The organism is Mycobacterium sp. OAS707, from assembly GCF_014873705.1.
Lineage (GTDB): Bacteria > Actinomycetota > Actinomycetes > Mycobacteriales > Mycobacteriaceae > Mycobacterium.
Genome location: NZ_JADBDS010000003.1, coordinates 1010642 through 1028048, shown reverse-complemented (window position 1 = coordinate 1028048; position 17407 = coordinate 1010642). Strand labels below are relative to the sequence as shown.

The 17407-nt window shown below is 66.9% G+C and carries 16 protein-coding genes; 11 read left to right on the top strand and 5 right to left on the bottom strand.

Going from position 1 to position 17407, the window contains the following annotated elements; all coding sequences use genetic code 11:
- Window positions 1–47 precede the first annotated feature (47 nt).
- The 7 genes from GGC64_RS23270 to GGC64_RS23240 all read left to right on the top strand — a co-directional run bounded on the left by GGC64_RS23270 (window position 48) and on the right by GGC64_RS23240 (window position 7070).
- Window positions 48–803 carry an SDR family oxidoreductase gene (locus tag GGC64_RS23270; RefSeq protein ID WP_192724859.1) on the top strand — a complete coding sequence of 252 codons (756 nt, stop codon included), beginning with the start codon at window positions 48–50 and terminating at the stop codon, window positions 801–803.
- Between the two features lie 96 nt (window positions 804–899).
- Window positions 900–3695, top strand: a complete 2796-nt coding sequence (locus tag GGC64_RS23265; RefSeq protein ID WP_192724858.1) for an AAA family ATPase — start codon at window positions 900–902, stop codon at window positions 3693–3695.
- A 129-nt stretch (window positions 3696–3824) separates the two neighbouring features.
- Window positions 3825–4376, top strand: coding sequence for a sigma-70 family RNA polymerase sigma factor (locus GGC64_RS23260; RefSeq protein ID WP_192724857.1), 552 nt, complete (start codon window positions 3825–3827; stop codon window positions 4374–4376).
- A 15-nt stretch (window positions 4377–4391) separates the two neighbouring features.
- On the top strand, window positions 4392–5114 hold the full coding sequence (locus GGC64_RS23255) for an SDR family NAD(P)-dependent oxidoreductase (protein WP_192724856.1): 723 nt from the start codon (window positions 4392–4394) through the stop codon (window positions 5112–5114).
- A 20-nt stretch (window positions 5115–5134) separates the two neighbouring features.
- Complete coding sequence (locus GGC64_RS23250) at window positions 5135–5545, top strand: cupin domain-containing protein (RefSeq protein ID WP_192724855.1); 411 nt, start codon at window positions 5135–5137, stop codon at window positions 5543–5545.
- A 12-nt stretch (window positions 5546–5557) separates the two neighbouring features.
- Complete coding sequence (locus GGC64_RS23245) at window positions 5558–6421, top strand: hypothetical protein (protein WP_192724854.1); 864 nt, start codon at window positions 5558–5560, stop codon at window positions 6419–6421.
- Window positions 6422–6443: 22 nt separating this feature from the next.
- Window positions 6444–7070 carry a hypothetical protein gene (locus tag GGC64_RS23240; protein WP_192724853.1) on the top strand — a complete coding sequence of 209 codons (627 nt, stop codon included), beginning with the start codon at window positions 6444–6446 and terminating at the stop codon, window positions 7068–7070.
- Window positions 7071–7077: 7 nt separating this feature from the next.
- On the opposite strand, the gene GGC64_RS23235 is transcribed toward GGC64_RS23240, so the two are convergent.
- Both GGC64_RS23235 and GGC64_RS23230 read right to left on the bottom strand, forming a co-directional pair.
- Window positions 7078–7779: a cutinase family protein gene (locus GGC64_RS23235; protein WP_192724852.1), complete on the bottom strand. Its 702-nt coding sequence runs from the start codon at window positions 7777–7779 to the stop codon at window positions 7078–7080.
- 66 nt (window positions 7780–7845) lie between these two features.
- Window positions 7846–8601 carry a S9 family peptidase gene (locus GGC64_RS23230; protein WP_192724851.1) on the bottom strand — a complete coding sequence of 252 codons (756 nt, stop codon included), beginning with the start codon at window positions 8599–8601 and terminating at the stop codon, window positions 7846–7848.
- 54 nt (window positions 8602–8655) lie between these two features.
- Between GGC64_RS23230 and GGC64_RS23225 the strand changes: the two genes are divergently transcribed.
- Complete coding sequence (locus tag GGC64_RS23225) at window positions 8656–9573, top strand: CoA ester lyase (protein WP_192724850.1); 918 nt, start codon at window positions 8656–8658, stop codon at window positions 9571–9573.
- Here the strand turns inward: GGC64_RS23225 and GGC64_RS23220 are convergent.
- Both GGC64_RS23220 and GGC64_RS23215 read right to left on the bottom strand, forming a co-directional pair.
- Window positions 9570–10961: a YdiU family protein gene (locus GGC64_RS23220; protein ID WP_255528968.1), complete on the bottom strand. Its 1392-nt coding sequence runs from the start codon at window positions 10959–10961 to the stop codon at window positions 9570–9572. The genes GGC64_RS23225 and GGC64_RS23220 overlap by 4 nt on opposite strands.
- A 111-nt stretch (window positions 10962–11072) precedes the next feature.
- Window positions 11073–11579 carry a hypothetical protein gene (locus GGC64_RS23215; protein WP_192724848.1) on the bottom strand — a complete coding sequence of 169 codons (507 nt, stop codon included), beginning with the start codon at window positions 11577–11579 and terminating at the stop codon, window positions 11073–11075.
- A gap of 15 nt (window positions 11580–11594) precedes the next feature.
- Here GGC64_RS23215 and GGC64_RS23210 point away from each other — a divergent pair, with 15 nt between their 5' ends.
- Entirely contained in the window at window positions 11595–12101 is a 507-nt protein-coding gene (locus tag GGC64_RS23210) for a hypothetical protein (RefSeq protein WP_192724847.1), read from the top strand.
- 4 nt (window positions 12102–12105) lie between these two features.
- Here GGC64_RS23210 and GGC64_RS23205 read toward each other — a convergent pair whose 3' ends face one another.
- Window positions 12106–12318: a hypothetical protein gene (locus tag GGC64_RS23205; RefSeq protein WP_192724846.1), complete on the bottom strand. Its 213-nt coding sequence runs from the start codon at window positions 12316–12318 to the stop codon at window positions 12106–12108.
- Window positions 12319–12600: 282 nt separating this feature from the next.
- On the opposite strand from GGC64_RS23205, the gene GGC64_RS23200 reads away from it, so the two are divergent.
- Window positions 12601–13494 carry a mycobacterial-type methylenetetrahydrofolate reductase gene (locus GGC64_RS23200; RefSeq protein WP_192725256.1) on the top strand — a complete coding sequence of 298 codons (894 nt, stop codon included), beginning with the start codon at window positions 12601–12603 and terminating at the stop codon, window positions 13492–13494.
- 11 nt (window positions 13495–13505) lie between these two features.
- Window positions 13506–17402 (top strand): ATP-dependent RNA helicase HrpA, encoded by a 3897-nt coding sequence (hrpA, locus tag GGC64_RS23195; protein ID WP_192724845.1) that lies wholly within the window; start codon window positions 13506–13508, stop codon window positions 17400–17402.
- Window positions 17403–17407: the final 5 nt, after the last annotated feature.

The window sequence follows — 17407 nt, the reverse complement described above, 5'->3', positions numbered from 1 at the left end:
TCGTTCTGGCGGTCAGAGCACGTCGGAAGCACAACGGAAGGGCAATCATGAAGATCGTCGTCATCGGAGGAACGGGCTTGATCGGCTCGAAGTTGGTGCAGGCGTTGGACCAACACGGGCACGAGGCGGTCGCGGCCGCACCCTCGACCGGGGTGAACACGCTGACGGGCGAGGGGTTGCCCGAGGTGCTCGCAGGCGCCTCGGTGGTTGTCGACGTGTCGAATTCGCCGCAGCTCGACGACTCGGCCATCGAGTTCTTCCGCACGGCAACCACGAATCTGCTCACTGCCGAGAAGGATGCCGGGGTTGGCCACCATGTCGCTCTGTCGGTGGTCGGTACCGCTGAATTGGCGCCCAAGAGCGGCTATTTCGAGGCCAAGCAGCTGCAGGAGAACCTGATCGCCGAAGGGCCGATTCCGTACACGCTCGTACACGCGACGCAGTTCTTCGAGTTCGTCAACACCCTCGCCGACTCCGCGACCGTCGACGGCATGGTGCGCATGCCACCGGCGTACTTTCAGCCGATGGCCGCCGCCGACGTCGCGGAAGGGCTCGCGATCGCCGCGGTCAATGAGCCGGTCAAGGGCATCACCGAAATCGGCGGGCCGGAGGCGGTCCTGCTGCCCGACCTGATCAGGACCGCGTTGACGGCCCGCGGCGATGCCCGCGAGGTCGTCGCTGATCCCGACGCGCAGTACTGGGGCATCGACATCGGCGAGCGCACCCTGTGCCCCGGCGAGGGTGCGACGCTGTTCGACACCAGGTTCGAAGACTGGCTTCTCAAAACCGCTGCCAAGGCGTAGCGGGACCGCCGGGCCGGCTCGAGGTCCCTGGCGAGAGCCAGTTCACAGCCGGACCAGCGGTAAGGTCTCCACTGCAAACAGACGCGGTGGAGCCCTATGTCGAGCGAAGGTCGGGGGACACGTCTTCGCGGTCGCGCCAGCGAAAGCGAGACACTTCGGGGGCTGATCGACGCTGTCCGATCGGGCACCAGTCAGGTGCTGGTGCTGCGCGGTGAGCCCGGAGTCGGCAAGACCTCACTGCTCGGGTTCGTGACAGAACTGGCGGCCGGGTTCCGCTGCGTCCAAGTGGCCGGTGTGCAGTCCGATATGGAACTCGCCTTCGCCGGCCTGCAGCAGCTGTGCGCGCCGCTGCTGAATCACCTGGATGAACTTCCCGAGCCACAGCGTGAGGCGCTCAATGTCGCGTTCGGTCGGGGTGTCGGCGCCCCCCCAGATCGTTTCCTCGTCGGCCTGGCGGTGCTGAGCCTGATTGCCGCGGCCGCCAACGACCAACCCCTGCTCTGCGTCGTCGACGATGCCCAATGGCTCGACGAAGTGTCGGTGCAGACGCTCGCCTTCGTGGCGAGACGCCTGCTCGCCGAGCCGGTCGCAATGGTGTTCGCGGCGCGTGAACGGGGCGCAGAGGCGTTGATGGGGTTGCCGGAATTGGCGCTCAGCGGCCTGTCCGACGGCGATGCGCGGGAACTGTTGGAATCGGTGATCGTGGGGGCGATGGACCCGCGCGTCCGCGACCGCATCGTCGCCGAGACCCGCGGCATCCCGCTTGCCATCATCGAGGTGCCGCGCAGTGTGTCAGCAACCGAGCTTTCGGGCGGGTTCTGGATTTCCGGCAAGCGCTCGTCGGCGGCGGCGCTCGAGGAGGGCTTCGTCAACCGCATCAAATCCTTACCCGCCGAAACCCAGCGGTTGCTGCTGCTCGCGGCGGCCGAACCGGTCGGCGATGCCGCGTTGTTCCTCCGCGCGGCCGCGCACCTCGGCATCGCGGTCGACGCGTTGGCCCCTGCCGAAGCCGAAGGCGTGATCGAATTCGGTCCGCGGATGCGCTTTCACCATCCGCTGCTGCGGTCGGCCGCCTACCGCGCCGCGGACCTGACCGAACGCCGGGCGATTCACCGCGCGTTGGCCGACGCGACCGATCCCGAAACGGATCCCGACCGCAAGGCGTGGCATGCCGCCAACGCGGCCGCGGGTCCCGACGAGGCGGTCGCCGCGGAACTGGAGTCGTCCGCAAGTCGTGCCCAGGGCCGAGGCGGGATCGCCGCCGCGGCGGCATTCCTCGAACGCGCCACCGCGTTGACGTCGGACCCGGCCCTGCGCAGCGCGCGGGCGCTGGCGGCAGCGCAGGCCAAACGGGACGCGGCGGCACCTGCTGCGGCATACGAATTGCTCGCGATCGCCGAACTCGGCCAATTGTCCGACCTGCAACGCGCCCAGATCGCCCGGCTGAGGGCCCAGATGGAATTCGCCCGTAGCCGCGGCGGCGATGCCGGTGCGGCCCCGGTCAGTGCAACCGCGCTGCAACTCCTCACTGCCGCAAAACAATTGGAGAACCTCGACGACTACGCAGCCTGCGAGACGTACGCGGAGGCGATCGCCGCGATCCTGTATGCCGGGCGGCTCGGTGATCCCGGTTCGCTGGGCGATGCAGCCGAAGCCGCGCGGTCCTTTGTCAGTCGGGCGACGAAACCTCCACGCGCTATCGAGCTGCTTTTGACCGGCATCGCAGAACGGATCACCGGCGGTGTGAGCGCGGGCACCGCTCCATTGCGGGCAGCGCTGGACGCCATGTTGGCGATGACGGAGTCGAACGACCTTCAGGTTCGGCGGTGGATGGTGCCAGCGTTTCCGATCCTTCAGGAATCCGCTGCCCATGACCTGTGGGACGAAGCGATAGTGCACCAACTGTCCGCCGCCGTCGTGCGGCAGGCACGCGATGCCGGCGCACTGGACGTATTGCCACGCGCTCTCGTGTACCAGGCTGGGGCGCACTTGCTTTCGGGCGAATTCACCACGGCGGAAACGCTTATCGAAGAGGCCAATTCGATCTCCGCATCGACGGATCACCTCGCGCCGGTCAGGTATCACTCGCTGCTGCTGACAGCGTGGCGTGGTGATCCGGCCGACGCGGTGAAGTTGATCGAGTCGGCCGCCGCCGACGGGGCGGCCAGGGGAGAGGGCAGGCTGCTCGGCCTCACCGGTTGCGCCGCCGCCCTGCTGTACAACGGCCTCGGCCGGTACGAGGAGGCCCTCGCGGCCGCCCGTGAGGCATGCAGATACGAGGACCTCGGCTTCCACAGTTGGTGCCTGTTCGAACTGATCGAGGCCGCCATACGCACCGGCGACCAGGAAGCCGCCGTGTCGGCCGTGCAGCGGTTCGAGAAGTATGCGGGCGTGAGTGGAACCGACTGGCACCTCGGCGCGGTGGCACACGCGCGCGCGATGGTGGCCGACGATGCGCACGCCGACGCGCTGTACACCGAAGCCGTTGAACGCCTGGGCCGTACGCGCGTCGCGGTCCACCTCGCGCGGACGCGACTGCACTACGGTGAATGGCTACGTCGGGTGAACCGCCGCGTCGACGCACGACGCCACCTCACCGAGGCGCACCAGGCGTTCACCCGGATGGGTGCACAGGCATTCGCCGAACGGGCCCGACGAGAGCTGGTGGCCACCGGGGAGAAGGTGCGCAAGCAGCAAGCCAGCTCGCATTCGGAGCTGACTGCTCAGGAGGCGCAGATCGCGCGGCTGGCAGGCGACGGACTGACGAATCAGGAGATCGGCGCCCAGTTGTTCATCTCGACCCACACCGTCGAGTGGCACCTGCGAAAGGTGTTCGTCAAGCTCGGCATCACCTCGCGCAGGCAACTGCGCACCATCTCGTGGGCGAGCTAGCGCCCACTACGGACTACTGACTACGGACTTCCAAGGGTTCGCTTCACCTCCGCAACCGCGAGTCTGATCTGGACGGCCCGACACGGGCGCAGGCCAGGACAAAGACACCGCATCAACGGGAGGCTGATCATGCAAGGCACGTCGGGCACGGATCTCGCTACGCGCTTCGCCCACGATGTGGAGCCGCTCTTCGATGTCTTGGCGCGCGGAGCGCGGCGGCTGACCCGCAGCGAGGCCGACGCCGAGGACCTGCTGCAAGACGCGCTGATGCACGCCTACGCGGGCTTCGCCACCTTCAAGGAGGGCAGCAACCTCAAGGCCTGGCTCTTCCGGATTCTCTACAACCGGTGGGTGAGCGCATACCGCTCCAGACAATGCCGCCCCCGGGAGGTCCCTGTCGACGGTGTCACCGAGCAGGACCTCGCCGACAGCGCCGCCCGGCTTCCTGCGGGCCCCCGCTCCGCCGAGGCCGAGGTGCTGGCCGCGTTGCCCGATAACGAAATCAAGGCCGCGATGGACGCTCTGCCCGACAGCTTCCGCACCGTCGTGTACCTCGCGGATGTCGAGGGCTACACCTATGCCGAGACCGCCAAGATTCTCGGCATCCCACACGGCACCGTGATGTCGCGGGCGTCCCGCGGCAGACAACGGTTGCGCCAGTCCCTGGCTCACGTCGCTTAAACCTAGGAGTTTGCAATGGAATTAGCGTATAAGACAGCGTTGGTCACCGGAGGAACTGCAGGCATCGGCCTGGCATGCGCCCGGCTGCTGGCACACGAAGGCGCATCGGTCATCATCTCCGGTCGAGACGCCGAACGCGGCAAAGCGGCGGCCGCGGGGATCGACGGCAGCGTGCGCTTCGTCCAGGCCGATCTGTCTGACATCGAGTCGGTGAAATCGCTTGTCGCGCAGGCTGGAGACGTCGACATTCTGGTCAACAATGCCGCCAGCTTTCCGGCGGCATTGACCGTCGACCAGGAAGTGACCGCGTTCGAGAAGACGTTCGACACCAACGTCCGCGGCACCTACTTCTTGGCAGCCGGCCTCGTGCCCGGAATGCTCAGGCGAGGGCACGGCAGCATCATCAACGTCACCTCGATGGTCGCCTCGAAGGGCGTCCCCGGTGCCGGCGTGTACAGCGCCACTAAGGCCGCAGTCGAATCGCTCACCCGTACCTGGGCCGCCGAATTCGGTTCCCATGGCGTGCGGGTCAACAGCGTCGCCCCCGGACCCACGAAAACCGAAGGCGTCGAGGCGGAATGGGGCGAAACCAACGAGGAACTCGGCCGCGCGCTGCCGTTGGGCCGCACCGCCAAACCCAAAGAAATCGCGGACGCGGTGCTCTTTCTCGCCTCGCCCCGCTCGACTTTCATCACCGGCTCCACACTGCACGCCGACGGCGGCGGCACCGCCATATGAACACCAGGAAGGAATGTCCGATGTCGAAAAACTATGACGCCGAATGGGAGAACGCGTTGACGGTGGTGCAGGAAGTGCAACCGCCTGCTATTCCCGAAGGCGCACACGCCATGACCGTTGTCGTCGAATTCCGTCCAGGCAGTGCCGGCGCCCCACCACACCGACACCCCTACGGCCCGGCCTTCGGCTACGTGTTGGAAGGCGAGATGCTGTTCGAGTTGGAAGGCCAAGCGCCGCGCGTCATTCGGGCCGGAGAGGCATTCTGGGAACCCGGCGGCGACGTCATCCACTACTCCGACGCAAACAATCGCGACGACATCAAACTTCGTTATCTCGTCACGATGCTCTGCGTGCCCGGCAAACCCATGCTCACCCTCGTCGACGACGAGGAACTCGAGGCGCGCAAACACCTGCGCGTAACCGCCGAATAGGAGTGCGTTCCGATGGCACGGATCCTGCTGCAAACGACCATTCCCGAGAGTCCCGACGACTGGGACGTCTCACGTTTCTCGCTGTTGGCCGACGAACTTCGGGCCGCCGGCCATGAGGTCGTCGCACGCAACCGGTCGAGCCGGGGCGACGACCTGGTGCTCAGCCACCTAGACCAACTGAACTTCGACCAGCTGTGGCTAATGGCCGTCGACGTCGGTGACGGCCTGTCCGCCGCCGACGCCTACGCCATCCGGCGGTTCCGCGAGAACGGCGGCGGCGTGCTGACCGCGCGCGATCACCAGGACCTGGGCTGCTGCCTGAGCAGGCTCGGCGCGCTCGGCGTGGTGAACGAATTCCACGACAAGAGCGTCGACCCGAGCACGATGTGCGACGACCAGAACACCCCGACCATCTCGTGGCCCAACTACCACTCCGGCGCCAACGGCGACTACCAGCCGGTGCTCGTCGAAGGGCCGGTGCACGAGCTGTTGCGCACCGAGCACACCGCCAGCGGGCACATCGAGTGGTTCCCCGCCCACCCGCACGAGGGCCTGGTGTCGGCGACCGGGGCGTTCGCCACCGCGATCGCACAGGGCCGCAGCACCGCGACCGGCCGCCACTTCAACCTCGCCGTCGTGCTCGATGGTGAACTAGCACCCGACGGCAGGCCGATGGGCCGCGCGGTCGCTGAGTCGACCTTCCACCACTTCGCCGACTACAACTGGGATCTCGATTGCGGCGCACCGTCATTCGTCAGTGAGGCACCGGGAAATCAGATCAAGGCCGACCCGTCGCGACTGGCGATCTTCAAGGGCTACATCCGCAACATCGCCTCCTGGCTTCAACCCGCCAATCACCTGTCGGTCGCGGTCTGACAAGGGGTGGCATCCTGGCTTGATGGGGCTGCTTCTCGTCCGTCTCGTCGAGTTGCTGATCATCGTTGTTCCGGTGGTCGGCCTGGTTGTCGGCGGTGTGAAGGCGTTCTCCGCCGCGCGCGTCGGCCACCAGCCGGCCCCGGAGAGCCAGGCGGCGCAAGCGCGCGCCATCGCGCGGACGATCAAGGAGCATGACCGAACGGACACCCGGTGGTTGGACTATGAACTCGACATCGGCAAACTGCTCGACTTTCCGCTGATGACCGACATGCGCAACCCGCTGACCGAGCGCTTCCACCGGGCCAAGTTGCGAGCCGACCTGCTGCGGCCGGGCAACGTCGAGGACCTTCTTTCAGACAGCGACGCCGCGCGCCAGTACCTGGACGCGGTTGAGAATTACGTGACCGCGTTCGACATCGCAGAAACCGAGGCAATACGCAAGCGGCGCAACGATTTCACGAAAGCAGAGCAGCAGCGCCTTTCCCGCGCGCGCAGCGCCTTGCGGATGGCGGTCGACAGCGGCGCGACGCGGCAGGAGCGCGAACGCGCCTACGCCGTTGCCTCTCGCGAACTCGACGGCCTGATCGTGCTACCGCAGCGCGCCCGCTCCGCTATCGAGCGCGGAATCATCGGTGAGCTCGACGGTTAGGTACCCGCTACGTCCTCGACCCATTGGACGAAAGCCGTTCCATCGCATAGGACGCGGCCTGGTTCGCCATGCCGTTCACCGAATAGAGGTTGTGTGCGCCGTTGTCGGTGCCGCCAGGCGAGCAGACGTTGTCCTCCGGGATGCACAGATCGAGGGTCTTGCCGGTGTACAGCTTGCCGACCGTGATCGGCGGGGCACCGGTGTAGATCATCTGAAGGAACCCGCTCGAGGGCTTGCCGAACAGCACCACGGCGGCGACGTGCTTGGCCACGTCCGGAGCCATCGGTCCCGTGATGCCCTCGGGAAGGGTAAAGCCGTTGGGCACAGCGTCTTCGGTGGTATATGCCACGACGGCTGCGCCTTGCGAGTAGCCACCGAGCACCATCTTGGTGTTCGGGCACCGCGCGGCCATGTCGCGGACCCTGTTGCTCGTATCGATCACACCGTCGGCCGCCGTTGCGAAATCGAGCGACGCCGGATAGTTGACCGCGTACACCTCCATCGACTTGCCGCCGAGCTGGTCGCGCAGCGCGTCGACGAATGCCTGCCCCGTCACGCCAACGCCTGCGGGCTCGAAAGTGCCGCGGGCGAAAATGACCTCGACGTCCGGACAAGGATCAGCAGAAGCGCTTGGGCTGGTGACGGCAGTGCCCAACAGCGCCGAAGTCACGACGACCGCAGTACCGAAGATCCGACCGATGAAGCTCACCTTGACTCCCGACTGTCGCTCCACAAATGACGCACGTGGGTACCCGGTGGTGCTGATTACGAAACCCTATTTTAGGTAAGGATCGGCCCACGCGCCGATTATGCGAGCCGCGCGACGCGCCTGCCCCGGGCCGGTCAGCAGATGCTCAGAACCCTCGAGTGAGACGAAGCTGCGGGGATGGCGTGCGGTACGGAAGATCTCGCTGGCATTGGCAATGCCCACAGTGTTGTCGGTCGGTGAGTGCAGGATCAGCAGCGGCAGTTTCAGACCGCGAATCTTGTCGTGCAGGGCCGCTGCCCGCACGTCTTCGACGAAAGCCCTTTTGAGCGTGAGACAACGCCCGCCGACCATCCACTCTGCGCTGCCCTCGGACAGCACCCGGTCGACGACGGCGTCGTAGTGGTGCTCGGCGTGGGAGGGGTCCATCGGCGCCCCGATGGTGGCGACGGCCCGCACTCCGGGTGACTGTCGCGCCGCTGCGATCACCGCCGCACCCCCGAAGGAGTGCCCGACGAGGATGTCGGCGGGCGTCTCCTGCTCGGCCATGAATTCGCAAGCCCGGACGACGTCGTTGACCTTCACGGTGAACGAGCCGTCGCCCCAGTCACCCTCCGAGTCGCCCAAGCCGAGCGCGTCGAAGCGCAGCATGCCGATGCCGTCCTCGGCGAGCTGCTTACAGATGCGAGCCGCCGCGGGCGAGTCCTTGCCGAGCGTGAATCCGTGCGAGAAGACTCCCCAGCCGCGCGGCTCGCCGGCAGGCCGATCGATGATTCCCGCCAAGCTCGGTCCCGTCGAGCTTGCAAACGTGACGCGCTCAGCCATGCCGGAGGTTTACCACCTTGCGCTGCCCGATTGCCAGGTCGCTACCGTTTAGACATGTCTGAACAGGTCACCACCAACGCGCCCGATCCGGCCGACATCGGCTCGCGCATCGACCCGGTGCTCGCCAGGAGCTGGCTGCTGGTAAACGGCGCGCAGGCAGACCGGTTTCAGGCAGCGGCGCACTCACGCGCCGACATCGTCGTCCTCGATATCGAGGATGCGGTGGCTCCGAAGGACAAGGCGGCCGCCCGCGACAACGTGGTGCAGTGGCTGGAAGCAGGCAACTCCGACTGGGTGCGCATCAACGGGTTCGGCACACCCTGGTGGGCCGACGACCTCAAGACCCTGGCCGGCACCTCCATCGGCGGTGTGATGCTGGCGATGGTCGAGTCCGTCGACCACGTCACCGAGACCGCCAAGCGGCTGCCGAACGTGCCGATCGTGGCGCTCGTGGAAACGGCGCGCGGGCTCGAACGCATCACCGAGATCGCGGCGGCCAAGGGCACGTTCCGGCTGGCGTTCGGCATCGGCGATTTCCGCCGTGACACCGGCTTCGGCGACGACCCCGCGACGCTGGCGTACACGCGCTCGCGGTTCACGATCGCCGCCAAGGCGGCCCATCTCCCGAGCGCGATCGACGGCCCGACCATCGGCTCGAATCCGCTCAAGCTGATCGAGGCAACCGCCGTGTCGGTGGAGTTCGGGATGACCGGCAAGATCTGCCTCAACCCGGATCAGTGTGCCGTCGTCAACGAGGGACTGTCCCCGTCGCAGGAAGAAATCGCTTGGGCGAAGGAGTTTTTCGCCGAGTTCGAGCGCGACGGCGGTGAGATTCGCAACGGCTCGGACCTGCCGCGCATCGCGCGGGCCACCAAGATCCTCGAGCTCGCTCGCTCATACGGCATCGAGGCGTCGCACTTCGAGGACGAGCCCGTGCACATGCCCGCGCCGTCGGACACCTACCACTACTAGGTACCGCAGAAGGTTCGGTAGGAGCCGAAGTCGTCGGGCGCAGGCTCGGCGTAGCGATCGAGCCCTTGCCGTTCGTCATACGGCGCGGTGACCGCTGTGAGTAGCCGCGACAGTGGATCGAGGTCGCCGTCGGTCGCCGCCGCCAGCGCTTCCTCGACCAAGTGGTTGCGCGGGATGTACACCGGGTTGACCCGATCCATCGCATCGGGATCCGGATCCAGTGCGCGCCACCGCGCCAGCCACCCGTCGAACCCGGCCAGGTCCACGAACAACCCGCGCGCCGGTTCGTCGTCACCGCGCGCAGAAAGGCCGAGGGCTCGGTAGAACGACGTGTGATCGACATGGCTCTGCTCGAGATGCTCGAGCAGTTCGGTGATCAAACCCGTGATGTCGTCGTCACCGCGTAGGCCGAGCTTGGCGCGCATGCCCGAGGTGTATGCGGCGACGTACTCGCGGCGGAACCCGTCGAGTGACTCCTGGGCAAGGGTGAGCGCCTGGTCGGGATCGTCGGAGAACAGCGGCAGCAAGGTCTCGGCGAACCTGGCCAGGTTCCACGCGGCCACCGCCGGCTGTTGTCCGTATGCGTATCGGCCCCAGGAATCGATCGAGCTGAACACCGTCGCAGGGTCGTAGGCCTCCATGAACGCGCACGGGCCGTAATCGATGGTCTCGCCGGAGATCGTCATGTTGTCGGTGTTCATCACCCCGTGCACGAACCCGACGAGCATCCACTGCGCCACCAGCGACGCCTGCGCGGCGACGACGGCCTCGAACAGCGCGCGGTAAGGGTTGTCCGCTGCAGCCGCGCCAGGGTGGTGGCGGACGATGGCGTGGTCGGCGAGCCGACGAACCAGGTCGGTGTCGCCCGCTGTTGCCGCGTACTGAAAACTGCCGACCCGCAGATGGCTGCTCGCGACCCGCGCGAGCACCGCGCCGGGCAACGGCGTCTCGCGGATCACGGTGCGACCCGTCGCCACGACAGCCAACGAGCGGGTGGTGGGAATGCCGAGCGCGTGCATCGCCTCGCTGATGACGTACTCGCGCAGCATCGGGCCGACCGCAGCAAGGCCGTCGCCGCCCCGGGCGAACGGCGTGCGCCCCGAGCCCTTGAGGTGCAGATCGCGGATGCCGCCTTCGGTGCCGGTGAGCTCACCGAGTAACAGCGCCCGACCGTCACCGAGGCGTGGCACGAATCCGCCGAACTGATGGCCCGCATATGCCTGCGCGACGGGCGTGGCGCCGTCGGGCACCGCGGCGCCGACCAGGAAGCGCAGCCCGTCGGGACTCTGTAACCAGTCGGCGTCCAGCCCCAGGTCGGCGGCAAGTGGCGTGTTCAGCACCAACAGCCGCGGATCGGGCGGCGCATCGGCCTGCCACTGCACCGCCATCTCCGGCAGCGCGCGGACGAACCGGTCGTCCAGCACGACGGCGGCTTTCGGTGCAAGGCTCACTCATCCAGGTTACGGATGCGCAGTCGTTGTGATGCAATGCGTTTCGGCCTAGCGGTGGGCCGACCCTGTCAGCGGTCCCCCGTTTGACGCCTGAAGCAGGCAGATCACGGTGCTCGGCAGCGGGTCGGCCGACGTCCGGTCCTGGTTGGAGTCGATCAGGTAGGTCATCGCGAACGGCCCGCCGCCGCTGTATTGCGTGAGTCCCGCGTTGCACTGCCGATCGGCGACGTCGGCGACCGCGGCGTTGACCTCGACGTCGGTGCGCAGGTATACCTCGGCGGCATGCGGTATCGCGCAGTCGACGACCGACACCATCACAACGCCCGGGTCGACCGGCGGCGGATCGGCCAGACAATCGCCGACCTGCAGGTCGATCCACTTCTTGAGTTGCGGGCCCTCTGCGGCCACGGAGGTAGCCGTGGTTTCGGCAACAGAGCGCGTCGCCGCCGTGCTCGTGGTCGCCGGCGTGGTGCCTTTCGCACCGCACGCCGTCAGCATGATCAGCGCAGCCAGGCAGCCGGCCGCGGAACGCCAAGAATCTTCCAAGGCCCTCATCGGATGCTGCCAATTGTGCCTCATGCCACGCGGATCAAGGCTGCGACGTTCGTGGCCGCCGTCGTCGCGACGTGCGCCGCGTGCGCGTCGACGACGACCGCCTCAGCAGGACCGGCGTCGCCGTTCTCCGAACTTCCCGGCTTCACCGTCACGGAAATACGCCCGGCGGATGTCGACCCCACGGTCGCGAGTCAGGAGTTCGACGATCTAACGGCAGGCGTCGTGAGCCAGAACGGCATCCCGGTGCTCAGAGTGCTTGCGGGCCAAGTCAAATCGGGCAATGGTGATGCGTACGTCCACAAGTATCTGGAGACCTTGTCAGCCAAGACGCGCGACGGCGTCGGCCTGCCAAGCGAATCCCAGCGGCTCGGCGAAGATGTGCTGACGCACTTCAATGTTCCGTTGACGGCCGAGGGTTATACCTACGCGCAGGGACCGACGGTCATGATCGCCTACGTCACCGCCGGGTCCCCGCCCGCGACCGTGGAAGACGGGCTGACGAAGGTACTCGCCAACCTCTAGCCGCTCAGTGCTGCGACCACACCCCGTAAGGGACGTAGGGGTCGACGCCGTATGGCGTGTACGGGTTCGCGCCACCGAAACTCGACTGCGGATACACGGGAGCGGGCTTTGGAACATTCGAGCCGCTGCCTGCATCCGATGCGGCCGGGCCTGCCAGTGCGATAGCCAGTGCCGCCAGCGCGGTCGAGACCCCGGTGGCAAAGGTGATCTTCTTCATGTGGGGCGCCTCCTTCGGCGGTCTTGGGGGAGTGCCGTCGAATCGGCGTTTCCCGTCTGCTGGGTGAAACGCCCAGGTAGACGGCGGTCATCCCGTTGGCAGGATCTCTACCAGCCGTGGCAGGATCGCGACGGGGGAATCAATAGCTGCCACTCGCGTCGTGGGGGGCGAGCATCGGCTACCGGTCAGTCGCTAATCTCGATCGCAACAGTGAAATCTGGTCCTCCCCGGCGGTCATCGTCGTCTTCCGGTCGGAGCAGTCATGCAATGAGGAGCAACCTCTTGACCCTCAACACCGTCGCGTTCGAGTTGGTCCCGCCGAATGCCGACCTCGGTCCCGAGCAGGCCGTGGACGAAGCGCGCAAGGTGCTGCGGTTTTCCAAGGAAACCGGCATCGACGGCCGCATCGGACACGTGATGATCCCGGGCATGATCGAAGAGGACGACGACCGTCCCGTCGAGATGAAGCCCCGCCTGGACGTGCTGGACTTCTGGAACCTCATCAAGGGTGAGTTGCCGGGGATGAAGGGGCTGTGCACGCAGGTCACCGCGTTCATGGACGAGGACTCGCTGCGTCACCGGCTGACCGATCTGCGCGACGCGGGCTTCGACGGCATCGCGTTCGTCGGCGTGCCGCGCACAATGAGCGACGGCGAGGGGTCCGGCGTCGCGCCCACCGATGCGCTGTCTCTCTACGACCAGCTCGTGCCCAACCGCGGCGCGATCCTGATCCCCACCCGTGAGGGAGAACACGGCCGGTTCAACTTCAAGTGCGGCCAGGGCGCGACATATGGCATGACCCAGCTGCTGTACTCCGACGCGATCGTCGGGTTCCTGACCGAGTTCGCGAAGACCACCGACCACCGCCCCGAGATCCTGCTGTCGTTCGGGTTCGTACCGAAGGTCGAGACGCGAATCGGGTTGATCAACTGGCTGATTCAGGATCCCGGCAATCCGGCAGTTGCCGACGAGCAGGCATTCGTCACGCAGCTGGCCGAGACCGACCCGGCGCAGAAACGCAAGCTGATGATCGACCTGTACAAGCGCGTCATCGACGGCGTCGCCGACCTCGGCTTCCCGCTGAGCATCCACCTCGAGGCGGCCTACGGCGCGTCGGCGCCCGCGTTCGAGACGTTCGCGGAGATGCTCGACTACTGGTCACCGGACAAGGGCTAGCCTGGCCGTCAGTGTCCGAGCCGTCTGTCTCCGAGCTACGAAAGCGCCTCGACGGCCTGACAATCCGCGACGCCGCCCGGCTCGGTCGTCGTCTGAAGAACATGCGGGGCCGGGTCGGCCCCGAGAAGCTGCAGCAGATCGTCGAGCAGTTCGCCGCAGCCGAGGCGTTGGTCGCCACCCGACTGGCGGCCGTTCCTGAGATCACCTACCCGGATCTGCCGGTCAGCGATCGGCGTGACGAGATCGCCGCGGCGATCGCCAACAACCAAGTGGTGGTCGTCGCAGGTGAGACCGGCTCGGGCAAGACGACTCAGCTGCCGAAGATCTGCCTGGAGTTGGGCCGTGGCATTCGCGGCACCATCGGGCACACGCAGCCGCGCCGGCTCGCCGCCCGCACCGTCGGCCAGCGCATCGCCGACGAACTCGGCACGCCGCTCGGCGACGCCGTCGGCTACACGGTCCGATTCACCGACCAGGCCAGCGACCGCACATTGGTGAAGCTCATGACCGATGGCATCCTGCTGGCGGAGATCCAGCGTGACCGGCGGCTGTTGCGCTACGACACACTGATTCTCGACGAGGCGCACGAGCGCAGCCTCAACATCGATTTCCTGCTCGGGTATCTACGCGAGCTGCTGCCGCGCAGGCCCGACCTCAAGGTGATCGTCACGTCGGCCACCATCGAACCAGAGCGGTTCGCGGCACACTTCGGTCAAGCGCCCATCGTCGAGGTGTCCGGTAGAACCTATCCAGTTGAAATCCGTTATCGCCCACTGGAAGTCGCCGTTCGGACCGACGACAGCGACGAGGATCCCGACGATCCTGACCATGACGTGATTCGCACCGAGATGCGGGATCAGACCGAGGCGATCGTCGACGCCGTCAACGAGCTCGAGAAGGAGCCGCCCGGCGACGTGCTGGTGTTCCTGTCCGGCGAACGCGAAATCCGCGACACCGCAGACGCATTGCGAGATCTGAAGACCACCGAAGTGCTGCCGCTGTATGCCCGGTTACCGACGGCCGAGCAGCAGAAGGTTTTTGCGCCGCACACCGGCAGGCGCGTGGTGCTCGCGACCAACGTCGCCGAGACGTCGCTGACGGTGCCCGGCATCCGCTACGTCGTGGATCCCGGCACCGCGCGGATCTCGCGCTACAGCCGCAGGACGAAGGTGCAGCGGCTGCCGATCGAACCGATCTCGCAGGCGTCCGCCGCACAGCGGGCTGGGCGCTCGGGTCGCGTCGCGCCCGGTGTGTGCATCCGGCTGTACTCCGAAGAGGACTTCGCGTCACGGCCGCGGTTCACCGATCCCGAGATCCTGCGCACCAACCTTGCTGCGGTGATCCTGCAGATGGCCGCCTTGGGGCTGGGCGAGGTCGAGAAGTTCGGTTTCCTCGATCCGCCGGATAAGCGCAGCATCCGCGACGGGGTGCTGCTGCTGCAGGAATTGGGTGCCTTCGACCGGGACGGGTCGATCACGGAGGTCGGACGCAGGCTCGCGCGGCTGCCGCTCGACCCGCGGATCGGCAGGATGATCCTGCAAGCCGACACCGAGGGCTGTGTGCGTGAGGTGCTGGTGCTGGCCGCGGCGCTGTCCATTCCGGACCCACGCGAGCGGCCTGCCGATCGCGAGGAGGCGGCGCGGCAGAAACACGCGCGGTTCGCCGACGAGCGCTCGGACTTCATCTCGTACCTGAACCTGTGGCGCTACCTGCGCGAGCAACGAAAAGAACGCTCCGGCAACGCATTTCGTCGGATGTGCCGCGAGGAGTTCCTGCACTACCTGCGCATCCGCGAGTGGCAGGATCTCACCGGGCAGCTGCGCAGCATCGCCCGTGACATCGGCATCCGGGAGTCGGACGAGGACGCCTCACCCGCCAGCATCCACGCCGCGCTGACCGCAGGGCTGCTTTCGCACCTCGGACTGAGGGAGGGCGATTCCCGCGAGTACACGGGCGCACGGAACACGCGATTCGTCCTCGCCCCCGGCTCGGTCCTCACCAAGCGGCCGCCAAGCTGGGTCGTGGTCGCCGAGCTCGTCGAAACCAGCAGGCTCTACGGCAGGATCGCGGCGCGCATCGAACCGGAAGGCATCGAACGCCTCGCCGAACATCTGGTGCAGCGCAGCTATAGCGAACCGCACTGGGACGCGCAGCGCGGCGCGGTGATGGCCTTCGAACGGGTGACGCTCTACGGGCTGCCGCTGGTGGCCCGCAGGCGGATCAATTACGCGCAGATCGAACCTGAGCTGGCCCGTGAGCTGTTCATCCGGCACGCGCTTGTCGAGGGCGACTGGCAGACCCGCCACCACTTCCTCCGCGACAACGCCCGGCTCCGTGAGGAATTGGAGGAGATCGAGGAACGCGCCCGCCGTCGCGACCTCATCGTCGGCGACGACGACATCTACGCCTTCTACGACGCCAGGATCTCGGCCGATGTCGTCTCCGCGCGGCACTTCGACGCGTGGTGGAAAAAGCAGCGGCACCGTACGCCGGCGCTGCTGACGTTCACCCGTGACGATCTGCTGCGCACCGAGGAGGCCGCCACCGATAGGCCGGACACCTGGCAGGCCGGTGACCTGTCGCTTCCGGTGACCTATAAATTCGAGCCAGGCGCCGAGGATGACGGCATCACGGTGCATGTACCGGTCGAAGTGCTTGCGCGCCTTGGCGGCGAGGCGTTCGCATGGCATGTTCCCGCGCTGCGCGAAGAGCTCATCACCGCGCTGATTCGCTCGCTGCCAAAAGACCTGCGCCGCAACTTCGTTCCCGCCCCCGACACGGCGAGGGCGGTGCTGACCACGCTCGAGCCGGGCGACGAACCGCTGCTGCAGTCACTGCAGCGGGTTTTGCAGCGGCGCACAGGTGTGCTGGTTCCGATCGACGCCTTCGACCTGGACAAGTTGCCGTCGCACCTGCGGGTCACGTTCGCCGTCGAGTCTTCGGACGGCGCCGAGGTGGCGCGCGGCAAGGACCTGGCGGCGTTGCAGGAGAGACTGGCCGCTCCCGTGCGGCAAGCCGTCGCAGAAGCGGTCGCCGACGGACTCCAGCGACGTGGGCTGCGCGGTTGGCCCGACGATCTCGACGAGTTGCCGCGCGCCGTCGAACGGGTCAGCGGTGGGCACACCGTGCGGGGTTTCCCGGCATTCGTCGATGCGGGCGGCGCGGTGGATGTGCGGGTGTTCGCCACGACGGCTGAGCAGGGCGCCGCGATGGCGTCCGGTGTTCGGCGCCTGCTGCGCCTTACCGCCGCGTCTCCTGTGAAAGCGATTGAACGGCAGTTGAATCCGCGTACCCGCCTGGTGCTCGGCGCGAATCCCGACGGTTCGTTGGCCGCGCTGCTGGAGGACTGCGCGGATGCCGCGGTGGCCGTGTTGGCTCCGACGCCGGTGTGGAGCCGTGCGGAGTTCGAAGCGGTGCGGGGTCGTGTGCGGGACGCGCTGACGGCGACGTCGCTCGACATCGTCGGGCGTGTGGAGAAGGTGCTCGCCGCCGTGCACGAGGTGGAGGTCGCATTGCCGGCTCAGCCGTCCGCCGCGCAGGCCGACGCCGTCGCTGACATCCGGGCGCAACTCGATCGCTTGTTGCCGAAGGGGTTCGTCACCGCGACGGGCGCCGCGCGTCTCGGCGATCTCACCCGGTATCTCACCGCGATCGGCCGCCGACTCGAGCGGTTGCCGCGCGACGCCGCAGGCGACAGCGAGCGCATGCAGCGGGTGCACGCGGTAGAGGACGCGTATGACGAACTGCGGCAAGCGCTTTCGCCAGCCCGCGCCACCGCCGAGGATGTGCGCGACATCGGGTGGATGATCGAGGAGCTGCGAGTCAGCCTGTGGGCTCAACAGCTCGGCACCGCGCGGCCGGTCAGCGAGCAGCGGATATACCGGGCAATCGACGCCATCACACCTTGATCGAC

Coding starts and splice junctions, on each gene's coding strand:
- GGC64_RS23270 (WP_192724859.1), top strand. CDS start 48: ATGAAGATCGTCGTCATCGGAGGAACGGGCTTGATCGGCTCGAAGTTG.
- GGC64_RS23265 (WP_192724858.1), top strand. CDS start 900: ATGTCGAGCGAAGGTCGGGGGACACGTCTTCGCGGTCGCGCCAGCGAA.
- GGC64_RS23260 (WP_192724857.1), top strand. CDS start 3,825: ATGCAAGGCACGTCGGGCACGGATCTCGCTACGCGCTTCGCCCACGAT.
- GGC64_RS23255 (WP_192724856.1), top strand. CDS start 4,392: ATGGAATTAGCGTATAAGACAGCGTTGGTCACCGGAGGAACTGCAGGC.
- GGC64_RS23250 (WP_192724855.1), top strand. CDS start 5,135: ATGTCGAAAAACTATGACGCCGAATGGGAGAACGCGTTGACGGTGGTG.
- GGC64_RS23245 (WP_192724854.1), top strand. CDS start 5,558: ATGGCACGGATCCTGCTGCAAACGACCATTCCCGAGAGTCCCGACGAC.
- GGC64_RS23240 (WP_192724853.1), top strand. CDS start 6,444: ATGGGGCTGCTTCTCGTCCGTCTCGTCGAGTTGCTGATCATCGTTGTT.
- GGC64_RS23230 (WP_192724851.1), bottom strand. CDS start 8,601: ATGGCTGAGCGCGTCACGTTTGCAAGCTCGACGGGACCGAGCTTGGCG.
- GGC64_RS23225 (WP_192724850.1), top strand. CDS start 8,656: ATGTCTGAACAGGTCACCACCAACGCGCCCGATCCGGCCGACATCGGC.
- GGC64_RS23220 (WP_255528968.1), bottom strand. CDS start 10,961: ATGGCGGTGCAGTGGCAGGCCGATGCGCCGCCCGATCCGCGGCTGTTG.
- GGC64_RS23215 (WP_192724848.1), bottom strand. CDS start 11,579: ATGAGGGCCTTGGAAGATTCTTGGCGTTCCGCGGCCGGCTGCCTGGCT.
- GGC64_RS23205 (WP_192724846.1), bottom strand. CDS start 12,318: ATGAAGAAGATCACCTTTGCCACCGGGGTCTCGACCGCGCTGGCGGCA.